The organism is Serratia sp. HNCC26DJ244, from assembly GCF_057180565.1.
Genome location: NZ_JBXUGO010000004.1, coordinates 120,836 through 141,050 on the forward strand (window position 1 = coordinate 120,836; position 20,215 = coordinate 141,050).

Consider the following 20,215-nt stretch of genomic DNA (forward strand, 5'->3'; position numbering starts at 1 on the left):
CCATGAGACGTAAGTTACTTTTTATCCCATTAATTATGTTTCTTTTATTGGCACTGGCGCTGTTGTTGCAACTAATGCGTAATGCCGGAGGGGAGGAACCTACCCTGCTGGAGTCGGCATTGATTGGCAAGCCGGTGCCGGTGTTCAAGCTTGAATCTCTCGAACATCCTGGGCAAACCTTTGATCAGGCGGTGTTGCATAAGGGTAAGCCGATGCTACTCAATGTTTGGGCCACCTGGTGCCCTACTTGCCGGGCGGAACATGAGTATCTCAATACGCTGGCTGCCAAGGGGGTACGTATTGTCGGTTTGAATTATAAAGATGACCGTAGTCAAGCAGTACGTTGGTTGCAGCAGTTGGGTAACCCTTACGCCCTGAGTTTATACGATGGTGACGGTATGTTGGGGTTAGACCTGGGGGTTTATGGTGCGCCAGAGACCTTCCTGATCGACGGCGAGGGGATTATTCGCTATCGCCATGCAGGTGATATGAACGAACGCATCTGGCAGCAAGAGGTGTTACCCCTGTATCGGAAATTTGGGGGGGATGCATGAGATTCTCCACCTGGCTGATGGCGCTGTTTCTGAGCTGGAACGCGTTTGCGGCGATCGACACCTACCAATTCGACTCCCTGGAACAGGAACAGCAATATCGCCAATTGACAGAACAGTTACGCTGCCCAAAGTGCCAGAACAATAGCATTGCTGATTCCAATGCCATTACTGCGGCGGATATGCGTACCAAAGTGTATGAATTGATGCAGCAGGGGCAAAGCAAACAGCAAATCATCGATTATATGGTCGCGCGCTATGGCAATTTTGTTACTTATGATCCCCCGGTAACGCCTGCGACGTTGATCTTGTGGATTGGGCCACTCTTGCTTGTCTTGATTGGCGGCAGCGTGGTGATCCTGAAGGCCCGTCATCGTCGCGGCGTTGAGGATAAACCAGAATTATCGGACTTGGACCAGCAGCGTCTTGCCGGGTTGTTGGAAGAGCGTGACAGGAAGAAAACCTAATGACTTTTTGGTTGCTTATCATAGTGTTGTTAGCGGGTGCAGCCTGTTTGCTGGTGGTGCCGGTACTACGGCGCGGTAAAGTGAACGAGGCGGTTAATCGAGATGCCTTGAATAAAGCGCTTTATCAGCATCATCTTGATGAACTGATGCAGGATGAAGCATTAGGCGTGGTGGCTCAACCCAGTGAACTGATAAAGGAATTACAGCAGAACCTGTTACAGGATATACCCGAGCAACCGCCAGTGCAGGGCAGTGCTATCAGCCGCTGGGCGTTGGTGCCCGGTGTGGTATTGCTGGTCGTGGTCGCGGTTGGTTTTTATCTGAAAACCGGAGGATTGACTCAGGTGGCGGCTTGGCATCAAGTCGAGCAGCAACTGCCACAGTTGCGTGAGCGAGTGGCTGATGAGCAGGCTAACCCGTTGAGTACCGAAGAGATTGCTCGTCTTGGTCTGGGACTACGCACCTCCTTACAGTATGATGACCGCAATATTAACGACTGGGTTTTACTTGGTCGCATTGGTATGGCGTTGAATAACGCAACCACCGCCACACAGGCTTTTGCTCATGCTTACCGTCTGGCCCCAGATAATATGGACGTGCGCTTGGGTTATGTTCAAGTGTTGATGCGTTCAGGCGATCCGGCTGACAATAAACAGGCGACAGAGATGTTGCGCAAGATGGTGGCAGAAGATCACTCTAATGTGCAGGTGCTGAGTCTGCTGGCATTTAATGCTTTTGAACAGCAAGATTACCCGCAAGCCATCAGCACATGGCAGTTAATGTTAAAATTGTTGCCAGCTAACGATACGCGAACAGAAATAATAAAACGCAGTATGGAGCAAGCAAAACGTCAGATGAGTGGGCAACTGGGTAACATTGCTGTTAATGTTACCTTGTCGCCAGAAGCCGCGAAGGCCTTACCTCCACAGGGAACGCTAATGGTTTCGGTCACTGATGGGGAAAATCCGCAGCCAGTGGCGGTTAAAAAGTTGGCTCTGAGCCGTTTCCCGCTGTCATTTACGTTGGATGACAGTGACGCTATGATGCCAGAACGCCAGCTTTCGGCTCTGCAGCAGGTGAAGGTGCATGTTCGCCTTTCCGGTGATGGACTGGCTACCCCGCAACCGGGGGAGTGGTTTGGTGACAGTGAGTTGCAGGCAGTAAGTGATAAGGAACCGATCAGCGTTCAGATAGACAAGCAGGTTCCCTGACAAAAAATCAATGGTTTTGATGGAGAAATATATGAATTTTCGCCTGACTGGATTGGCTTTTGCAACGGTGCTGTTAGTTGGATGCGCCAGTTCGTCCAGTAGTGATCCTCAAGGACGCTCCGATCCGCTGGAAGGTTTTAACCGGGCGATGTTTAACTTCAACTACAATGTGCTGGACCCGTATGTGGTGCGCCCAGTGGCAGTGGTATGGCGAGATTATGTTCCCACCCCGGCGCGTAATGGCCTGAGCAACTTTACTGGCAACCTGGAAGAGCCAGCCAGCATGGTGAACGAGTTTCTGCGTGGTAACCCCTATCAAGGCATGATCCACTTCAACCGCTTCTTCTTGAATACCTTGTTGGGAATGGGGGGCTTTATCGATGTCGCAGGAATGGCTAACCCGAAACTGGCACGTGAAGAGCCACGCCGTTTCGGTAGCACGCTAGGGCATTATGGTGTTGGTTATGGCCCGTATGTCCATTTGCCGGTCTATGGCAGCTTTACGATACGTGAAGATGGTGGCGATTGGGCTGACAGCGTTTACCCGGTGCTGAGCTATCTCACTTTCTGGATGTCGGCGGGCAAATGGGTGGTTGAAGGGGTTGAAACCCGTGCCCAGTTGTTGGACTCTGACGGACTGCTGCGCAACTCCTCTGATCCTTACCTGATGGTGCGTGATGCCTACTTCCAGCGCAACGACTTCCTGTCGCGCGGCGGAAAACTTCAACCGCAAGTGAACCCAAATGCCAAGGTAATTCAGGGCGAGTTGGATGAGATTGACTCTGCTCCGTAGGTGTTTGACGATTTCATTAACAAATGATACGGTTAGCTTAAGCTATTGAAGTAAAGGTATAAACAGTATTCTATCTTTTTGAAGGCTCCTGGATATCAGGGGCCTTTGTCATGATGTAGAGGGAGAACGTGAATATGGATCTACTGTCTGCGGGCAATGTCCCTTTTCTCACGGCCCTGTGTCTGCTGCTGATTATTGGTGTGTTGGAAATGCTGGCGGTGTTCATTGGGGCTTCATTGACCAGTCATATTGATGCAACATTCAATGCTCATTCAGACATTACTTTAGGTGAAAATCTATTTTCTCATGCTTTGGGCTGGTTGCATGTTGGGCGGCTGCCATTTTTAGTGATTATCGTTTTGTTTCTTGGGGGATTCTCCTTAACAGGGTTAGTGCTGCAATGGTTTGCTGGCGGAGGTTTACCTGTTTGGATAGCGGTTGTTGTCGCTTTTATTAGCAGCCTGTTTTGTGTGCGCTGGTTTGGACGAGGGATTGCCCGTTATTTGCCACGTGATGAAAATAGTGCTGTTTCTACAGAAAGTTTTGTTGGGCGGATAGCCATTATGGTCGGGGCTACTGCGACTGCGGGTTCCCCATCTGAGGCCAAACTGACAGACCAGCATGGGCGCATTCATTACATTCTGATTGAACCAGACGAGGCGAGTGTCGCTTTTTCCCGCGGGGAAAAGGTCTTGGTCACGGCGCGTATATCTGGCTCACTTTTTTATGGTACTGCAAATCCTTGGCCGGATTTGTTATGAGAATAGTCTGTTAATGGAATCATTTTAATAACCCTGAAGGAGGAATAATCTAGTGATAATTAATGATAATATTATTTTTTGGGGAGGGATGGCAGGTGGCATTCTTCTGGTTTTTCTTATTATTGGACTGATTTTTTCACGTTTGTATAGACGTGCTTCTGCTGAACAATCCATGGTGCGTACCGGGCTTGGGGGGCTTAAAGTCGTTTTAAGTGGTGGTGCCATTGTTCTGCCGGTGTTTCATGAAATTATCCCGATTAATATGAAAACGCTGAAGTTGGAGGTCAGCCGCGCGATGCGTGATAGCTTGATCACCAAGGACAGAATGCGGGTGGATGTGGTGGTGGCATTCTTTGTTCGCGTGCAGCCAACCATTGAAGGGATTTCTACTGCGGCGCAGACCCTCGGCCAGCGTACCTTGTCACCGGAAGATTTACGTCAACTGGTGGAAGACAAATTTGTTGATGCTTTGCGCTCTACTGCAGCGCAGATGACTATGCAGGATCTGCAGGACACCCGGGAAAAATTTGTTCAAGGGGTGCAGAACACTGTAGCTGAAGATTTGGCTAAAAACGGTCTGGAACTGGAAAGTGTGTCACTGACTAATTTTAACCAAACCTCCAAAGAGTATTTCGACCCTAATAATGCCTTCGATGCAGAAGGGTTGACTAAACTCACTCAGGAAACCGAGCGTCGTCGTCGTGAGCGTAATGAGGTTGAGCAGGATGTGGAGGTGGCGGTTCGTGAAAAAAACCGCGATGCCTTATCCCGTAAACTGGAGATAGAACAGCAAGAAGCGTTCATGTCATTGGAACAGGAACAGCAGGTAAAAACTCGGAGTGCGGAACAGAATTCGCGGATTGTCACGTTTGAAGCAGAGCGTCGGCGAGAGGCCGAGCAGAGTCGTATCTCCGCTGAGCGCCAGATTGAAGAGTCAGAAATTGAGCGTGAACAGGCAATACGAGCTCGTAAAGTGGAAGCGGATCGTGAAATCCGGATTAAAGAAATCGAGCAGAGTAAAGTGACTGAAATGGCGGCCATTGAGCAGCAAAAAGTGACAGAAATTGCTGAACAGGATAAAGCGATTGCCATTGCATCCAAGTCGGAACAACAGTCCCAGGCGCAGGCTCGTGCCAACGAGGCGCTGACCGAAGCAGTAAAAGCGGAGCAAAACGTTGAAACCACCCGCCAGACAGCGGAGGCTGATCGTGCTAAACAGGTTGCTTTGATTGAAGCTCGTCAGAAAGCGGAAACCGAAGCGATGCAACTAACGCTTAAAGCGCGTGCAGAAAAAGAAGCCGCAGAATTACAGGCTGCCGCTATTATCGAATTGGCCGAGGCAGCACGTCAAAAAGGGCTTGCCGAGGCAGAAGCACAGCGTGCATTCAATGATGCAGTTAATATGCTTTCTAACGATCAGACTAGCCTGAAGTTTAAGCTGGCATTACTGCAAGCAATGCCTGCGATCATTGAAAAATCAGTAGAGCCGATGAAGGCGATAGAGGGTATCAAGATTGTACAGGTTGATGGGCTAAATCGTTCGAATATGGCTGCAGGTGTAACAGCCTCTTCAGGGGGGAATGCTAATCTGGCAGAACAGGCATTATCTGCCGCCCTTTCTTACCGGACTAATGCCCCTATTATCGACTCTTTGCTGCAAGAAATAGGGATTAATGGCGGGTCGTTGCAAGCGCTAACTGCCGCTTTACCACAAACACAACCTGCAGTGCTGCAGGAAGTAGAGAAAACAGCAGAGAAAATAGCCTCTGGGCTTGAACCTTCGTCGGAACAAGAAATATCGATAGTCAACCCAAAGCCAACTCCACGGAAGTTACAGGCAGGGGCCGAGGTAACGACGTCTCCAGAGCTTGATTAATCCCAGGTGATGAGTGAATAGTCAGCCGCAAGTGCTGATTTATCGATATAAAAAACGGCGGATAATCCGCCGTTTTTTTCTGTACAGCACCTTAAGAACTATTAGAAACGGTAGTTGACTCCAGCACCGTATAACCAGGCGCTACCGTCGGATTCAAAACGGTAAGGCCCTTCGTTGATGGTGACTTTCTGGCCATGCATATAGGACAGCCCGACATCAACCGAGGTGTTTTTATTGAAGGCGTAAGTTGCCCCGGCACTTAACCAGGTGCGGTTTTGGTCTGGAATAGAGATACTTCGGTTTTGGGCGGGTACCGGGCTTTGGTCAAAGGCGATACCGGTGCGGAAGGTCCAGTTATCGTCATGGAAATAGGTAGTCCCGATCGCCATGCGGTAAGCATCGCGGAAGCCTTCATGCTTGTAGAACAGCGTATTACCGCCACTGCCAGTGGCTTTCAGTTCTTGGAACTGACTCCAACTGGTATAGGTCATGTTGTAGTGGACTGCCCATTGTGGTGCCACTTTGTGATAAGCAGAGAGCTCCCACATTTCGGGTAAATTCAAGGTGAGATAACCCGGGATGGTATTACCGTCAGTCCCCATTGGTAATCCGAGCTGCTGCAATAGGCCATTGTATGCCGATGGCAGTTGACTGCTGTAGTCACCATCAAAATCTATTTTTATTTCAGAACGATAAGTGAAGCCAAAACGGTTGTTCTCATCCATTTCATACAGAATACCGGCATTCCAGCCATAACCCCACTTGCTGCCTTCCAGATGAGAAATTTGCGTATTAGCAGGAAGTTGCGCAACTTGGCCAGCTAAAGCGTGCGGTAGTTTCCCGGAACCGGCGATCAGTAACGGTAAATCACCGGCGTGCCGCTCAATTTTGGCGTCAGCATACACGGCGTCAAAGCCCAAGCCGAAGCTGAAATTCTGATTCAGCCGATAAGCAGCACTTAGGTTTAGATTCAGTGTCGTCAGCTCGGTGTTTCCCCCAACGGAGCCCGCGGGGTAATTGTCACTATATTCCGTCGACAAACCGTAGTTGCTGGTGACGGAACCACCGACTGCCCATTGGTCGTTCAGTGGCTGAATATAATGCAGATCTGGCACCCAGGCGGTTGGGGCGATATCTTTGGCATCAAGGCTCTGCCCGGAAGGTGACCTACCGGTGATATTGACATCAGGGTCGATAAATACGGCACCACCAGAGATGATTGGGCTGCTAAACATCATCATGGTTGCCGGGTTCCGGCTTGCTGACGCAGCGGTATCAGCCACTGCACCTTCACCAGAATAAGCGCGGCCTAAACCAATGGCAGAAAACTCGTTCAATTGGAATCCGGCAGCGTAGATATTGGAGGAGATAATTGCCACTGCAGCGGCAAGCGCTGATTTAGCGAACAGGTTTTTCTGGCTCATGACCAAAACCTCGTCTTATAGGTTTATTATTTGAATAATGTTACACGGTGTAACACCGAATGTACCAGTGTAATAGTCCATTGCCATATCGACAAATCGGACCAGTGCTGAATTATAAGTCTGATTTATTAAAATAGCGCAATGTTGACGGCCAAATGTTGCATATATGATCTCAAAAAAGAGATCTGTACTGCAAAAAAGGGGCTTATTTTAACCGGTGATGGTTATTTAACCAGGGAGCGACTTGGCCAGATTGAACCTGTTCAATGCGCTATTTTGCGACAGAACAATAATTGTGAGTTCTGGTACGCTATTTGCCAGTTAAAAATAGAGATGAAAAGTAAATCTAGTGATTGGTGGGTCTGAAGCGTAAAATAGCGCTAATAACTTGGCGAGAGTTAACAGAATCAAATAACTATTTATCCGCATGCAATATGCGGTTTGTGAGGAGGTTTACGTTATGTCAGATGCAATTAACAAATGTAGTGCTCAGGAAACTGCGGCTTGCTGCTGTGTGGATGTCGGTACAGTGATGGATAACACAGATTGTACCGCCTCTTATAGCCAGGTGTTTGCCACCCAACCTGAGGCAGAAAAAGCGTTGGCGGCATTGACAGAGAAAGCGCGTAGCGTTGAGTCTGATCCTTGTGACATTAGCAGCCAGATCAAACCGGTTGAAGGTGGCGTGCAACTGGATGCTGATTTTACTTTTACCTGCCAGGCAGAAACGCTGATTTTCCAACTCGGATTACGTTAATTCCATAGTTCTATCCGCCTAGACAAGAGCAGACTCCCTGGTCTGCTCTTGTGCCCCAAGCGCCTGCGTTATTCAACGTATTAGTAATCCTACTTCTGACCATGTTCCCGGAAGCTTGCCGAAAGGTCGTATTTAAATCGGCTTATGGCGGGATTTGTCATTCAACTTACTGGTTATGGCTTGAATTACCTGGCAGGAAAGTTGCTGCTGCTCGCAGTTTTCACCGCTCCCCCTTTGCCAAATGTGGCTATCTGGTTAACAATGAGCGGGTCAGGTCAGACCTCTTTGATTCGTTGTGTCAACGGCCTCTCTTTAGGAGTGTTTATGAATAAGGCATTGCCGCTGGTTACTGCTTCTGGTGATCGTATCGCCATTGTTCAGGGTTTACGTACCCCTTTCGCTAAACAGGCTACGGCTTATCACGGTGTACCGGCGGTCGATCTGGGCAAAATCGTGGTCAGTGAATTGCTGTTTCGCAGTGGTATCGATCCGGCATTGATTGACCAACTGGTTTTTGGGCAGGTGATACAAATGCCTGAAGCCCCCAATATTGCTCGGGAAATTGTGCTCGGCACCGGAATGAGTGTCCACACAGATGCCTACAGTGTTTCACGCGCCTGTGCAACCAGCTTCCAGGCCATTGCCAATGTGGCAGAAAGTATTATGGCGGGTAGCATCAGCATCGGTATTGCTGGTGGGGCGGACTCCTCATCGGTATTGCCCATCGGTGTCAGTAAGGCACTGGCTCGCACCCTGGTGGATGTTAGTAAAGCTCGTACGCTATCACAACGGTTGAAACTGTTTAGCAAATTAAGACCCCGCGATCTGATGCCCGTGCCCCCGGCGGTGGCAGAGTATTCAACAGGGCTGCGTATGGGGGATACTGCCGAGCAAATGGCGAAAACCCATGGTATTACGCGTGAACAACAGGATGCATTTGCACATCGTTCCCACCAATTAGCCGCCAAAGCATGGGAGCAGGGGGGGCTGCGGGATGAGGTGATGGTTGCCCATGTACCACCCTATAAGCAGCCTTGCGATGAAGATAACAATATCCGCAAAGATTCCACGCTTGAGTCTTATGCCCGCCTGAAACCAGCGTTTGATCGCAAACACGGCAGTGTGACTGCGGCGAATAGTACCCCGTTGACCGATGGTGCCGCTGCTGTCCTGATGATGAGTGAATCTCGGGCCAGAGAGCTGGGTTTGCAACCGTTGGGCTACCTGCGTAGTTTTGCCTTTGCTGCCATTGATGTTAGGCAGGATATGCTGCTTGGTCCCGCCTATGCTACCCCACTGGCCTTGGATCGAGCGGGTATCACACTGGCTGATCTTACACTGATAGATATGCATGAAGCTTTTGCCGCGCAAGCCCTGGCCAACTTGAAGATGTTTGCCAGTACTGAGTTTGCTCAACAGCAACTGGGGCGTGAACAAGCGATCGGTGCAGTCGATATGGATAAGTTTAATGTGTTGGGGGGCTCAATAGCTTATGGTCATCCCTTTGCAGCAACCGGGGCTCGTATGATCACTCAGACGCTACATGAACTAAAAAGACGCGGTGGTGGGTTGGGATTGGTTACTGCTTGTGCGGCCGGTGGATTAGGTGCTGCGATGATTGTGGAGGTGGAATAATGAGCTTAGATCAGACCTTGCTAGAGCAGCCAGCCCAGCCTTCAGCGTTTCATTTGACTCTGCGACCTGACGATATTGGTGTGATTACCATTGATGTACCCGGGGAAAAACTTAATACCCTGAAGGTTGAATTTGCCGAACAGATCAGTCAGGTGTTATTGGCTGCGCAACAGCACACGGGGCTGAAAGGTTTAGTGATTCTGTCTGGTAAAGCGGATTCGTTTATTGCAGGTGCCGATATCACCATGATTGCCGCCTGTCACAGTGCTAAAGAGGCAGAACAGCTGTCACAGCAGGGGCAGCATCTATTGGCGCAGATTGCGGCGTTTCCGGTACCGGTAGTGGCTGCTATTCACGGCGCTTGCCTGGGCGGGGGCCTGGAGTTGGCACTGGCTTGCCATAGCCGTATTTGTTCGCAGGATGATAAAACAACCCTCGGCTTGCCGGAAGTTCAGCTCGGCCTGCTACCAGGTTCGGGGGGGACCCAGCGTTTGCCACGTCTGGTTGGGGTGGTTAAGGCGTTGGATATGATGCTGACAGGGCGACATATCCGCCCCGCACAGGCCCTGCGAATGGGGTTGGTCGATGATGTGGTGCCCGCTGCTATTTTGCTGCAAACGGCCATTGAGCGAGTCAAACAAGCGGGCCAAGCATCGCGCAGGTTACCTTGGTTGGCGCGTGCGTTTAATTTGCCATTAGCCAGAACTTGGCTGCTAAACCAGGTGCGTAGCAAAACCCTAGCGAAAACCCACGGCAACTATCCGGCAGCAGAGCGTATTATTCAAGTTGTGCGCATTGGGCTGGAGCAAGGGGAGAGCCAAGGCTATCAGGCAGAGGCCAGTGCTTTTGGCAAACTGGCAATGTCATCTCAATCGGCGGCATTACGTAGCCTATTCTTTGCATCAACGGCGGTGAAGAAAGAGTATGGCGTTACCGCAACACCGCGTGAGTTACAGCGCATCGGTATTCTGGGTGGCGGCTTAATGGGCGGCGGAATTGCCTTCGTTACTGCTATCCGCGCAGGATTGCCGGTACGCATTAAAGATATCAACGCGCAAGGGATTAATCATGCGTTGAAATATACCTGGGATTTGCTCAGCAAACGGGTGCGTAACAAACTGATGCGCCCAGCAGAGCGTCAGAAAAAAATGATGTTGATCTCGGGCTCAACGGATTATCGCGGTTTTGAACGCGTTGATATCGTGATTGAAGCGGTATTTGAAGATATAGAACTGAAACAGCAGATGGTGCAGGATATTGAACAGTATGCCGCGCCACAGACTATTTTTGCCTCCAATACCTCCTCGTTGCCGATCGGCCAAATTGCTGCCAAGGCGGCCAGGCCACAGCAGGTGATTGGCCTTCATTACTTCAGCCCGGTAGACAAAATGCCATTGGTGGAGGTGATCCCCCATGCGACGACCAGTGACGAAACGGTGGCCACCACCGTAGCCTTGGCACACCGACAGGGTAAAACGGCGATAGTCGTCGCTGACCGGGCGGGGTTTTATGTTAACCGAATACTGGCGCCTTATATTAGTGAAGCCGCGCGCTGCTTGCTGGAAGGCGAACCGATCGAATCGTTGGATAAAGCCTTGGTTGACTTCGGTTTCCCAGTGGGGCCGTTTATGTTGCTGGATGAAGTGGGTATTGATGTCGCCACCAAAATCACCCCGATTCTTAAAGCGGAATTAGGGGCGCGCTTTGCTGCACCAGCGGCATTGGACGCGGTGCTGAATGATGGGCGCAAAGGGCGTAAGAATGGCCGAGGTTTTTATCTCTACCCGACAAATATCCTGCGCAAGTGGCAACGCAAACAGGCAGACAAGAGTATTTACCCTTTGTTGGGGATCACCGCGAAAGTGCATATTCAGCATGCGGTGATTGTTCAGCGCTGTGTGATGATGATGCTTAATGAGGCGGCCCGTTGTCTGGAAGAAGGGGTGATCCGCTGCGCTCGAGATGGGGATATTGGTGCGGTCTTGGGCATTGGCTTTCCCCCTTTCCTTGGCGGCCCATTCCGGTATATGGATGAGCTGGGGGCAGAGAAGATGGTGAAAACATTGCGATATTTGCAGCATCATTATGGCGAACGGTTTACTCCCTGTGAGAGCCTGTTACGTATGGCCGATCAAGGTGAGCGTTATCACCCTTTGTAGTAAGCGCTATTTTTAACCGTAATTTCAATAATAACCGTGGGATAGGGAGGAGTAACGTCGCGTATTGTGATCTACGTGTGGATGTTAAGCTGTGATGGGTTTACCTTGGTGCTCAAGTGGTGTAAAAACAGCGTTTTCTTTCATACGAACTTTCAGGCAAAATGCCTCACCGCTATGATACCGGCCGTTATTTAAGCTGGGTATGGAAAGGAAAAGTGTCATCGCTATTCATTTTGGTTGGAGTTGGAATTGATAAACTCAACACGGCGATACCATCCTATATAGCGCTATTTTGTCAACAACAGCGGTGCAATATGCAAGTTTTTATTATGCGGCACGGAGAGGCGGCAATGGATGCCGCCAGTGATTCAGTAAGACCCCTGACAACCTGTGGTCGAGATGAGTCGCAACAAATGGCGACTTGGCTGAATGCCAAATCAGTGGATATTGAATGCGTGCTGGTCAGTCCTTATTTGCGGGCCATGCAGACCTTAGAAACGGTACGTGAAGTATTAACCCTGCCAGACGGTGAAGAGGTACTGCCTGAGCTGACGCCGGGTGGTGATGCTGGGCTGGTAAGCTGTTACCTGCAAGCATTGGCGAAAGAAGGGGTTGGAGCGGTGTTGATCGTTTCCCATCTGCCGTTGGTTGGCTATCTGGTTGCTGAGCTCTGCCCGGGTGAATGCCCCCCGATGTTTGCCACTTCGGCGATTGCTAACGTTGAACTGGATGTTAATGGTGCTAGTGGCAAGTTTGTCTGGCAGTGCAGCCCCTCCAATATCGATTCGATGTAACTATTTCTTGTCCCTCTGGTCGTAACAGAGGGCATAGTGACCTGTTGCTGCCGTTGATTTAAATAACGGCGGCCAGATTTTATCCCGTCAACTCTACCAGCACTAATACTGCCGCATTCCCTCCCCACTCTTTTGGGGCCTGGTGAAACGCCAGTACATCTGGATGTTGTGCCAACCACAGTGGCGCCTGTTGCTTAAGAATATGTTTTCCATGACCATGCATTACGCAGGCACAATGGATATGTTCGCGTTTACAGGCGGCGATCATCGCCCCCAGTTCCTGCTTGGCTTGCAATTGTGTCAAACCATGCAAATCGAGAAACAGGTCTGGAATGTAATCCCCCCGGCGTAGCTTCTTCAATTCATAATGGTTATAACCCGGGCGAACATAACGCATGGGCCCCTCAGCATCTAACTGTGGCTGAAATTCATCAGAAAAGTAAAAACTGGCATCCACCTGTTCTTGCAGCAGGCGTTGAGGCGTCACTTTCCTGCTGATTATTTTGGGCTTGGGATGGACGATAGTATCTTGCCGCAACCTTCTGGTGCCCGCGACCGATTCCCTGAAGAGCTGCAATTCGTCTTTGCTCAGCGGGTGACTATTTTTCATCATTAACTCACTGAATATCATTCACTCTATGGCGATAGTTTACCTTGTCGAGAGGTGCTGTCGACGCAAAACTTAATCCGTGAGCCCTTTGTTGCCGTTATAGCTGCTGATTTGTCGTCGGCTTCATGGCAAACTATGCCGATAAATCATGAAACAGCTTGTCTGCTGGAGGGTAAATTGGACAAAATTTTCGTCGAAGAAGCAGTGAGTGAGCTGTACAGCATTCAGGATATGCTGCGTTGGGCCGTGAGCCGTTTCAATGCGGCCGATATCTACTATGGTCACGGAACAGATAATCCGTGGGACGAGGCGGTGCAGTTGGTTTTACCTACGCTGTTCCTACCGCTGGACATTCCTGAGGAGATGTATACTTCGCGTTTGACCTCCAGTGAACGTCATCGCATTGTCGAGCGGGTTATCCGCCGGGTGAGTCAGCGTATACCGGTAGCTTACCTGACCAACAAAGCCTGGTTCTGTGGCATGGAGTTCTATGTTGATGAACGCGTATTGGTTCCACGCTCACCGATTGCTGAACTGATCAATAATCGCTTCAGTCCACTACTGCCCAATCCACCTCGCCATATTCTTGATATGTGCACCGGTAGTGGTTGTATTGCCATTGCTTGTGCGGATGCTTTCCCGGAAGCAGAAGTGGATGCGGTGGATATTTCCACTGATGTCTTGGCGGTGACTGAGCGCAATATTCAGCAACATGGTGCTGAGCATCAGGTGATCCCGATCCGTTCTGATTTATTCCGTGAACTACCGTTGATCCAGTACGATCTGATTGTCACCAATCCCCCTTATGTCGATGCGGAAGATATGTCTGATTTGCCGCAAGAGTTCCGCTGTGAGCCGGAACTGGGGTTGGCTGCCGGGAGTGATGGCCTGAAACTGGTGCGCCGCATACTGGCTTGTGCGCCAGACTACCTGAGCGAGCAGGGTGTGCTGATTTGTGAAGTGGGTAACAGCATGGTACACCTGATGGAGCAATACCCGGATATTCCGTTTATCTGGCTGGAATTTGAAAACGGTGGTGATGGCGTATTTATGCTGACCAAACAACAACTGATTGATTGCAAAGAGCACTTCAGCATCTATCGTAGTTAACCAACGGTAAGGAGCCGGGATGGCAGGCAACAGTATTGGGCAATTTTTCCGTGTTACCACCTTTGGTGAGTCTCACGGCGTGGCATTGGGTTGTATTGTTGACGGTGTGCCCCCCGGCATCCCGTTAACAGAGGCTGATTTACAGCACGATCTGGATCGTCGTCGGCCAGGCACCTCACGTTACACCACACAGCGCCGCGAGCCGGATCAGGTACGCATTCTTTCCGGCGTATTTGACGGGGTGACCACCGGGACCAGCATCGGCTTGATGATCGAAAATACCGACCAACGTTCGCAAGATTACAGTGCGATTAAAGATCTCTTCCGTCCGGGCCATGCTGATTACACCTATGAGCAGAAATACGGTGTGCGTGATTATCGTGGTGGTGGCCGTTCATCGGCACGTGAAACCGCCATGCGCGTGGCGGCGGGTGCTATCGCCAAAAAGTATCTGACGCAAAAATTTGGGGTAACAGTACGCGGCTACCTGGCTCAGATGGGTGAGGTGTGCTGTGAACTGAAAGATTGGCAGCAAGTTGAGCAAAACCCCTTCTTTTGTCCGGATCCCGACAAGCTGGAACAGCTGGATGAACTGATGCGGGCGCTGAAGAAAGAGGGCGATTCTATTGGGGCCAAAGTCACGGTGGTGGCGGAGCATGTCCCCGTTGGCCTGGGTGAACCCGTTTTTGACCGTCTGGATGCTGATTTGGCCCATGCCTTGATGAGCATTAACGCCGTGAAAGGGGTGGAGATCGGTGACGGTTTTGCGGTGGTCACCAAGCGCGGTAGCGAAAACCGTGATGAGATCACCCCACAAGGTTTCCAGAGTAATCATGCCGGCGGTATTCTCGGCGGGATCAGTAGCGGGCAGCCAGTGATTGCCCATTTGGCGTTAAAACCCACTTCCAGCATCATGGTGCCGGGTCGTACCATTAACCGCCAGGGGGAAGAGATGGAGATGGTGACCCGTGGGCGCCACGACCCTTGTGTGGGCATCCGCGCAGTACCGATTGCGGAAGCAATGATGGCGATAGTGCTGATGGACCATCTGCTGCGGCAACGGGCGCAAAATGGCGATGTGATTTCTGACGTTCCACGCTGGTAAGGGTAATAACAATGAAAAAATGGATGTTAGTCATTGCCGCCTTGGTTGCCTCTAGTTCTGCCATGGCACTAACGCCGTGGCAAAAAATCAATAACCCGGTCAGTGGCACTCCCCAGGCTGTCGGTGAATTCTCCAACGGGTGCATTATTGGCGCACAATCCTTGCCGGTGAATTCTGCGGATTATCAGGTAATGCGTACCGATCAACGGCGTTACTTTGGTCACCCGGACTTGGTGGCATTTATCCAGCGACTCAGTCAGCAGGCTAGTCAGAAATCATTGGGAACGGTGTTGATTGGGGATATGGCGATGCCTGCTGGGGGGCGCTTTAGTAGCGGCCACGCCAGCCACCAGTCTGGGCTGGATGTGGACATCTGGTTACAATTGCCACGGCAACGTTGGAGTGCCCAGCAATTACTCAAACCACAACCGATTGATCTGGTCGCGGCGGATGGTAAGCAGGTGGTAGACCGTCTGTGGCAACCACAAATCGAATCCTTGATCAAACTGGCTGCTAAAGACAGTGGAGTGACACGTATCTTCGTCAACCCGGCGATCAAACAGCGTCTGTGTCAGGATGCTGGGTCAGATCGTAGTTGGTTACACAAGGTTCGCCCGTGGTTTGCTCACCGCGCGCATATGCATGTGCGTTTGCGCTGCCCAGCGGGGAGCCAGGAATGTCAGGATCAAGCGCCACCTCCAGATGGTGACGGCTGCGGAGCCGAACTGGCTAGCTGGTTTAAACCACAGCAACCTAACGCTAACCCGGTCAAGACTGAGCCGCCACCATTGCCGCCAACCTGTCAGGCGTTGTTGGATAATCACTTTGCCAAGCGCTGAGCAGGCATAATCTCGCTGTAACGAGCTGAGTTAGGGAAGCCAATGCTACTGCAGCCTTAAATGGCGACGGGTAAATACCCTGCTCTTAGGGTTGCACTGGCATGAATTAGGCATGGATCCATTTTTTAGGCAGAAAACTTATGGATGGGCTGGCGTTAGCTCCCGAAATACTCGGAATACTGTTTTTTGTGGCGCTGTTTGCTGGGTTTATTGATTCAATCGCTGGTGGTGGTGGGTTGTTGACGGTACCGGCATTGTTGGCTGCGGGGGTGCCTCCGGCACAGGCGTTGGCCACCAATAAGCTGCAATCAGTTGGCGGCTCATTTTCTGCCAGCCTCTATTTTGTTCGCCGTCGGGTGGTGGATCTTAATACCCAGAAACTGACGATTTTCCTGACGCTGATAGGGTCAGTGATTGGTGCGATTCTGGTTCAGCACCTGCGCTCTGACTTGTTGCGCCAGATGTTACCCTTGCTGGTGATCAGTATCGGCATTTACTTCCTGTTAACCCCACGCTTGGGGGAAAACGATCGCCAGCGCCGTGTGGGAGCATTAGCTTTTGGCCTGGTCGCTGGGGGCGGTATCGGCTTTTATGACGGTTTCTTTGGCCCCGGTGCCGGTTCGTTTTATGCCCTGGCTTATGTGACGTTGTGTGGTTTCAATCTGGCTAAAGCGACAGCACATGCCAAGGTATTAAACTTCACTTCTAACCTGGGTAGCCTGGTGATGTTTATCATGGGCGGGAACGTGGTCTGGACCATTGGCCTGGTGATGCTGGTGGGCCAAGTGTTGGGGGCGCGTTTAGGGGCACGAATGGTGCTGACCAAAGGGCAAAAACTGATCCGGCCAATGATCGTCGTGGTGTCACTACTGATGAGTGGTAAGCTGCTCTACGATAGCCATGGGGCGGAAATTCAGCAGTGGTTGGCCGGGTATTTTTAGTGGTATTTGAACTTGCGCTGGTACTGCTTAGCTGAAACGTAAAACCCCTTCGGTATATAATGCCTACTTATTTTATGGTTATTTGAGTTTTTTATATGTCAGAGCAACACCAATATTTACAACTGATTGAAATTTTTAATCAATGTTTTAGTGAAGACTATAATACCCGCCTGGTTAAAGGGGACGATGAACCTATCTATCTGCCCGCTGATGAGCAATTTTCCTATCATCGGGTTATCTTTGCCCACGGTTATTATGCCAGCGGGATGCATGAAATTTCCCATTGGTGCATTGCCGGTGCCGAGCGCCGCAAACTGGTGGATTTTGGTTACTGGTATTGCCCGGATGGGCGCGATGCGCAGACACAAAAGCAATTTGAAGTGGTTGAGATCAATCCCCAAGCGTTGGAGTGGATGTTTTGCGTAGCCGCAGGGTTCCAGTTCAATGTCAGTTGCGACAATCTTAGTGGTGATGTTGAGCCGGATCGCATTGATTTCCAGCGGAAAGTGCGTAGCCGAGTGCTGGAGTTGCTCGAAAAAGGCATACCCACACGCCCAGCACGCTTTATTCAAGCACTACAATCGTTTTACCATACGCCTCCGCTCGCCGCTGAGCACTTCCCGTATCCGGAAGATCTTTAGCCAAGTTCATTCAAGTTGCAGGCAGGCGGCAACTGAGCGAAGCCCCAGGAGCTTACACGAGATCGTTCCTGGGGTGAATAAAGGTAGCCAACACCGCTGCAGTTTGAATGGCGACGGGTATTAACTGACGTAACCCATGACCGATTTAAGTGGCAGCCATCGTTATGTCATTTGAATCATAAGCGCGACAAGAGGAAATAAGATGATCGCAGAGTTCGAAACACGCATTCTGGCACTGATTGATGATAGGGTAGAACAGGCCAGCGATGATGAGCTATTTGCTGGTGGCTACTTACGCGGTCATCTGACTTTGGCGGTAGCTGAGTCGGAACAACAAGGGGAGCAGCGTGCCGAACAACTCGACGCACGGGTGCAGAGCAGCCTGGATAAAGCCATCAAGGCCGGGGAACTTTCCCCGCCCGACCAAGTGTTAGTCTTGGAGATGTGGCAGAAGCTGTATCAAGCCGCGTTGCAGGCTAACTAGTCAAACCTCCCGTCCCTTTAATAATTTTCTGATCCACATGCGGTTTGGGTTTAGCGCTGCCAGCATCTGAGCATCGCCAGGTAATGGTTCAGCAAACAACTGGGCCGCCAGGATTTCTGCGGCCAAGGGCGCAGAGCACAGGCCGCGTGAACCCAACCCGCTAATCATAAATAACCCCGAATAGAGCGGTGCTGGGGCAATGGTTTCCCCACCTTGCCGTTGCTGCTGCAAATCACTGTATAGCGCCAATGTGGCGGCATAGTCTGGCACCGCACCGACCATGGGCATATGGTCACGGGTGGCGCTGCGTACACTACAGCGTGCTTGCTGGTCACTGATATCGACCTGCTGCGGCCATGACAGTTGCGGCAGGCAACGCAGCAGGCGTGTACGGTTCTCTTGCTGTTCTGTTTCACTGTAGTGCGTTTCTGATATGCCGCGCTGGTAACTGGCACCGATACAGTGCTGTTGATGGCGCGGGTTGACCGGTGTCAGATAACCTTCGTAACACAGCACCTGTTTTAATGCACTTAAGGCTGGGGTGGTTGGAATATGTGAAACCTGGCCGCGCACTGCATAGATCGGTAGTGCGGCGCAGGGCGCCAAGGTGGAGAGTTGGTGGCCATTCGCCAGGATCACCGTGGCATGTTGCCGTGCTTCGCCATTGGCAAAAAGTAGTTGCCAGCCTTCAGCCAGCGGCTGTAAATCAGTGAGCCGATGCTGATAGTAGCAGTGCAATCCTTGCCGTTGCGCCAGAACCATGGCCTCGGTAGTCAAGTCTGCTGGGCATAGCCACCCTGCCAAGGGGTAATAAATACCACCAACGCCGCTATCAATGCCGCAGAGATGGCTCAGAGTGGGGTGATCAACAGCTTGCACCAAGGCCGGGGGCCAGTCAGTGGCTACTATTTTGGCAATCTTGGCGGCACTTTTCTGGTTATAAGCCAACTGGCTGACGCCGCACCATTGATGATCGAATCTGACCCCTTGCTGTAACAGAGCATCGTACTGGCGGCGGGCGAAGAGAAAGGCGTTGCTGAAGAAGTTTTCTCGCTCATCACCCGAACCATTCAATAACGGATAGAGTGCGCCCTGGCGGTTGCCAGAGGCCCCCGTGGCAGGGCGGGTATCGGCACAATAGAGCGTCACCTTGGCGCCACGGCGTAACAAGGCTAAAGCGGTGAGTACACTGGCGATGCCACCGCCAATAATGGCGATATCATCACGGTTTTTTGCCGCCGGGCGCAGGAACCAAGGGGCCTGATGTGCCACAGTCGGGGTGTTAACCGGTAATTGCCCGGTGAGCATCTCACGTTTTTGGCCAAACCCTTTACTGCGGGTGACATTAAAACCCGCCTGTTGCAATCCGCGCCGCACAAATCCTGCTGCGGTAAAGGTCGCAAAACTCCCTTCCGGGCGGGCAAAACGTGCCATGGCGGCAAATAACGCATCGCTCCACATATCGGGGTTTTTTGACGGTGCGAAACCATCAAGGAACCAGGCATCAATTTGACCATTCATACTACTGTCAAGCTGCGGTAACAAATGATTGATATCACCGAACCACAGGTCGAGCGTGATGCGCCCTTCGGCAAGCAGCAGACGGTGGCAGCCAGGTAAAGGCAATGGCCATTGGCTGCGCAATTCATCGGCGAAAGGGGCCAACTCCGGCCATTGTGCATGGGCGGCAGCCAGATCAGCCTGCTGCAAAGGGAATTTTTCAAAACTGATGAAATGTAACCGTTGCAAGTGGGCCGCAGGGTGGTGGTGGTGGTGGTGGAAATCGGCAAATGCTTGCCACAGGGCAAGAAAATTCAGCCCGGTGCCAAAACCGGTTTCAGCGACAATAAATAGAGCGCGGGGGTGCTCAGTGAAACGTTGCGGTAATCGGTTACCGGCAAGAAACACATAACGGGTTTCTTGTAACCCATCCTGATTGGAAAAATAGACGTCATCAAACTGTTTCGAAACAGGTGTACCCTGTTCATTCCAGCTTAATGCTGCGGGTTGGATGGGGGCATGGCTCACGGTAAGAGGCTCGTTATTCAAGGGATGGG

General features: G+C 51.1%; 18 protein-coding genes and 1 pseudogene. 16 read left to right on the forward strand and 3 right to left on the reverse strand.

What is annotated here, in order from left to right; translation table 11 throughout:
- Window positions 1-2 precede the first annotated feature (2 nt).
- The 6 genes and pseudogenes from AC2A06_RS05010 to AC2A06_RS05035 form a co-directional block, all read left to right on the forward strand.
- Window positions 3-554 carry a DsbE family thiol:disulfide interchange protein gene (locus tag AC2A06_RS05010; RefSeq protein ID WP_484379558.1) on the forward strand — a complete coding sequence of 184 codons (552 nt, stop codon included), beginning with the start codon at window positions 3-5 and terminating at the stop codon, window positions 552-554.
- The gene (locus tag AC2A06_RS05015; RefSeq protein WP_484379559.1) at window positions 551-1,018 is read left to right on the forward strand and encodes a cytochrome c-type biogenesis protein; all 468 of its coding nucleotides are present in this window, start codon (window positions 551-553) and stop codon (window positions 1,016-1,018) included. The genes AC2A06_RS05010 and AC2A06_RS05015 overlap by 4 nt, the downstream gene beginning before the upstream one ends.
- Window positions 1,018-2,229, forward strand: coding sequence for a c-type cytochrome biogenesis protein CcmI (ccmI, locus tag AC2A06_RS05020; protein ID WP_484379560.1), 1,212 nt, complete (start codon window positions 1,018-1,020; stop codon window positions 2,227-2,229). Before AC2A06_RS05015 ends, ccmI begins: the two co-directional genes overlap by 1 nt.
- A 31-nt stretch (window positions 2,230-2,260) precedes the next feature.
- A complete protein-coding gene (mlaA, locus tag AC2A06_RS05025) occupies window positions 2,261-3,022 on the forward strand; it encodes a phospholipid-binding lipoprotein MlaA (protein ID WP_473197327.1) in 762 nt (253 codons plus the stop codon).
- A gap of 134 nt (window positions 3,023-3,156) precedes the next feature.
- On the forward strand, window positions 3,157-3,783 hold the full coding sequence (locus tag AC2A06_RS05030) for a YqiJ family protein (protein WP_484379561.1): 627 nt from the start codon (window positions 3,157-3,159) through the stop codon (window positions 3,781-3,783).
- 88 nt (window positions 3,784-3,871) lie between these two features.
- Window positions 3,872-5,527: pseudogene (locus AC2A06_RS05035) on the forward strand (flotillin family protein); the annotation flags it as partial.
- Window positions 5,528-5,760: 233 nt separating this feature from the next.
- Here AC2A06_RS05035 and fadL read toward each other — a convergent pair.
- Window positions 5,761-7,083, reverse strand: coding sequence for a long-chain fatty acid transporter FadL (gene fadL, locus AC2A06_RS05040; protein WP_484379562.1), 1,323 nt, complete (start codon window positions 7,081-7,083; stop codon window positions 5,761-5,763).
- 460 nt (window positions 7,084-7,543) lie between these two features.
- On the opposite strand from fadL, the gene AC2A06_RS05045 reads away from it, so the two are divergent.
- From AC2A06_RS05045 to sixA, 4 genes are all read left to right on the forward strand, one after another.
- Window positions 7,544-7,840, forward strand: a complete 297-nt coding sequence (locus AC2A06_RS05045; RefSeq protein WP_023491246.1) for a YfcZ/YiiS family protein — start codon at window positions 7,544-7,546, stop codon at window positions 7,838-7,840.
- 324 nt (window positions 7,841-8,164) lie between these two features.
- On the forward strand, window positions 8,165-9,475 hold the full coding sequence (fadI, locus tag AC2A06_RS05050; protein WP_484379563.1) for an acetyl-CoA C-acyltransferase FadI: 1,311 nt from the start codon (window positions 8,165-8,167) through the stop codon (window positions 9,473-9,475).
- The gene (fadJ, locus tag AC2A06_RS05055) at window positions 9,475-11,634 is read left to right on the forward strand and encodes a fatty acid oxidation complex subunit alpha FadJ (protein WP_484379564.1); all 2,160 of its coding nucleotides are present in this window, start codon (window positions 9,475-9,477) and stop codon (window positions 11,632-11,634) included. The genes fadI and fadJ overlap by 1 nt, the downstream gene beginning before the upstream one ends.
- A gap of 314 nt (window positions 11,635-11,948) precedes the next feature.
- Entirely contained in the window at window positions 11,949-12,428 is a 480-nt protein-coding gene (sixA, locus tag AC2A06_RS05060) for a phosphohistidine phosphatase SixA (RefSeq protein WP_037384106.1), read from the forward strand.
- Between the two features lie 79 nt (window positions 12,429-12,507).
- Here sixA and smrB read toward each other — a convergent pair whose 3' ends face one another.
- Window positions 12,508-13,038, reverse strand: a complete 531-nt coding sequence (gene smrB, locus AC2A06_RS05065) for an endonuclease SmrB (RefSeq protein WP_484379630.1) — start codon at window positions 13,036-13,038, stop codon at window positions 12,508-12,510.
- Between the two features lie 177 nt (window positions 13,039-13,215).
- On the opposite strand from smrB, the gene prmB reads away from it, so the two are divergent.
- The 6 genes from prmB (at window position 13,216) to AC2A06_RS05095 (ending at window position 18,158) form a co-directional block, all read left to right on the forward strand.
- Window positions 13,216-14,148 carry a 50S ribosomal protein L3 N(5)-glutamine methyltransferase gene (prmB, locus tag AC2A06_RS05070; RefSeq protein WP_484379565.1) on the forward strand — a complete coding sequence of 311 codons (933 nt, stop codon included), beginning with the start codon at window positions 13,216-13,218 and terminating at the stop codon, window positions 14,146-14,148.
- 19 nt (window positions 14,149-14,167) lie between these two features.
- Complete coding sequence (aroC, locus tag AC2A06_RS05075) at window positions 14,168-15,253, forward strand: chorismate synthase (protein WP_484379566.1); 1,086 nt, start codon at window positions 14,168-14,170, stop codon at window positions 15,251-15,253.
- Window positions 15,254-15,264: 11 nt separating this feature from the next.
- Entirely contained in the window at window positions 15,265-16,092 is an 828-nt protein-coding gene (mepA, locus tag AC2A06_RS05080; RefSeq protein WP_484379567.1) for a penicillin-insensitive murein endopeptidase, read from the forward strand.
- 140 nt (window positions 16,093-16,232) lie between these two features.
- Window positions 16,233-17,033, forward strand: coding sequence for a sulfite exporter TauE/SafE family protein (locus AC2A06_RS05085; protein WP_484379568.1), 801 nt, complete (start codon window positions 16,233-16,235; stop codon window positions 17,031-17,033).
- Window positions 17,034-17,128: 95 nt separating this feature from the next.
- Window positions 17,129-17,674: an elongation factor P hydroxylase gene (locus AC2A06_RS05090; RefSeq protein ID WP_484379569.1), complete on the forward strand. Its 546-nt coding sequence runs from the start codon at window positions 17,129-17,131 to the stop codon at window positions 17,672-17,674.
- A 202-nt stretch (window positions 17,675-17,876) separates the two neighbouring features.
- Complete coding sequence (locus AC2A06_RS05095) at window positions 17,877-18,158, forward strand: YfcL family protein (RefSeq protein WP_023491233.1); 282 nt, start codon at window positions 17,877-17,879, stop codon at window positions 18,156-18,158.
- Here AC2A06_RS05095 and mnmC read toward each other — a convergent pair whose 3' ends face one another.
- Window positions 18,159-20,186: a bifunctional tRNA (5-methylaminomethyl-2-thiouridine)(34)-methyltransferase MnmC2/FAD-dependent 5-carboxymethylaminomethyl-2-thiouridine(34) oxidoreductase MnmC1 gene (gene mnmC / locus AC2A06_RS05100; RefSeq protein WP_484379570.1), complete on the reverse strand. Its 2,028-nt coding sequence runs from the start codon at window positions 20,184-20,186 to the stop codon at window positions 18,159-18,161.
- Between the last annotated feature and the right edge of the window lie 29 nt (window positions 20,187-20,215).

Coding starts and splice junctions, on each gene's coding strand:
- ccmI (WP_484379560.1), top strand. CDS start 1,018: ATGACTTTTTGGTTGCTTATCATAGTGTTGTTAGCGGGTGCAGCCTGT.
- AC2A06_RS05015 (WP_484379559.1), top strand. CDS start 551: ATGAGATTCTCCACCTGGCTGATGGCGCTGTTTCTGAGCTGGAACGCG.
- fadJ (WP_484379564.1), top strand. CDS start 9,475: ATGAGCTTAGATCAGACCTTGCTAGAGCAGCCAGCCCAGCCTTCAGCG.
- fadI (WP_484379563.1), top strand. CDS start 8,165: ATGAATAAGGCATTGCCGCTGGTTACTGCTTCTGGTGATCGTATCGCC.
- aroC (WP_484379566.1), top strand. CDS start 14,168: ATGGCAGGCAACAGTATTGGGCAATTTTTCCGTGTTACCACCTTTGGT.
- AC2A06_RS05085 (WP_484379568.1), top strand. CDS start 16,233: ATGGATGGGCTGGCGTTAGCTCCCGAAATACTCGGAATACTGTTTTTT.
- AC2A06_RS05030 (WP_484379561.1), top strand. CDS start 3,157: ATGGATCTACTGTCTGCGGGCAATGTCCCTTTTCTCACGGCCCTGTGT.
- mepA (WP_484379567.1), top strand. CDS start 15,265: ATGAAAAAATGGATGTTAGTCATTGCCGCCTTGGTTGCCTCTAGTTCT.
- mlaA (WP_473197327.1), top strand. CDS start 2,261: ATGAATTTTCGCCTGACTGGATTGGCTTTTGCAACGGTGCTGTTAGTT.
- sixA (WP_037384106.1), top strand. CDS start 11,949: ATGCAAGTTTTTATTATGCGGCACGGAGAGGCGGCAATGGATGCCGCC.
- AC2A06_RS05090 (WP_484379569.1), top strand. CDS start 17,129: ATGTCAGAGCAACACCAATATTTACAACTGATTGAAATTTTTAATCAA.
- AC2A06_RS05045 (WP_023491246.1), top strand. CDS start 7,544: ATGTCAGATGCAATTAACAAATGTAGTGCTCAGGAAACTGCGGCTTGC.
- fadL (WP_484379562.1), bottom strand. CDS start 7,083: ATGAGCCAGAAAAACCTGTTCGCTAAATCAGCGCTTGCCGCTGCAGTG.
- AC2A06_RS05095 (WP_023491233.1), top strand. CDS start 17,877: ATGATCGCAGAGTTCGAAACACGCATTCTGGCACTGATTGATGATAGG.
- AC2A06_RS05010 (WP_484379558.1), top strand. CDS start 3: ATGAGACGTAAGTTACTTTTTATCCCATTAATTATGTTTCTTTTATTG.
- smrB (WP_484379630.1), bottom strand. CDS start 13,038: ATGAAAAATAGTCACCCGCTGAGCAAAGACGAATTGCAGCTCTTCAGG.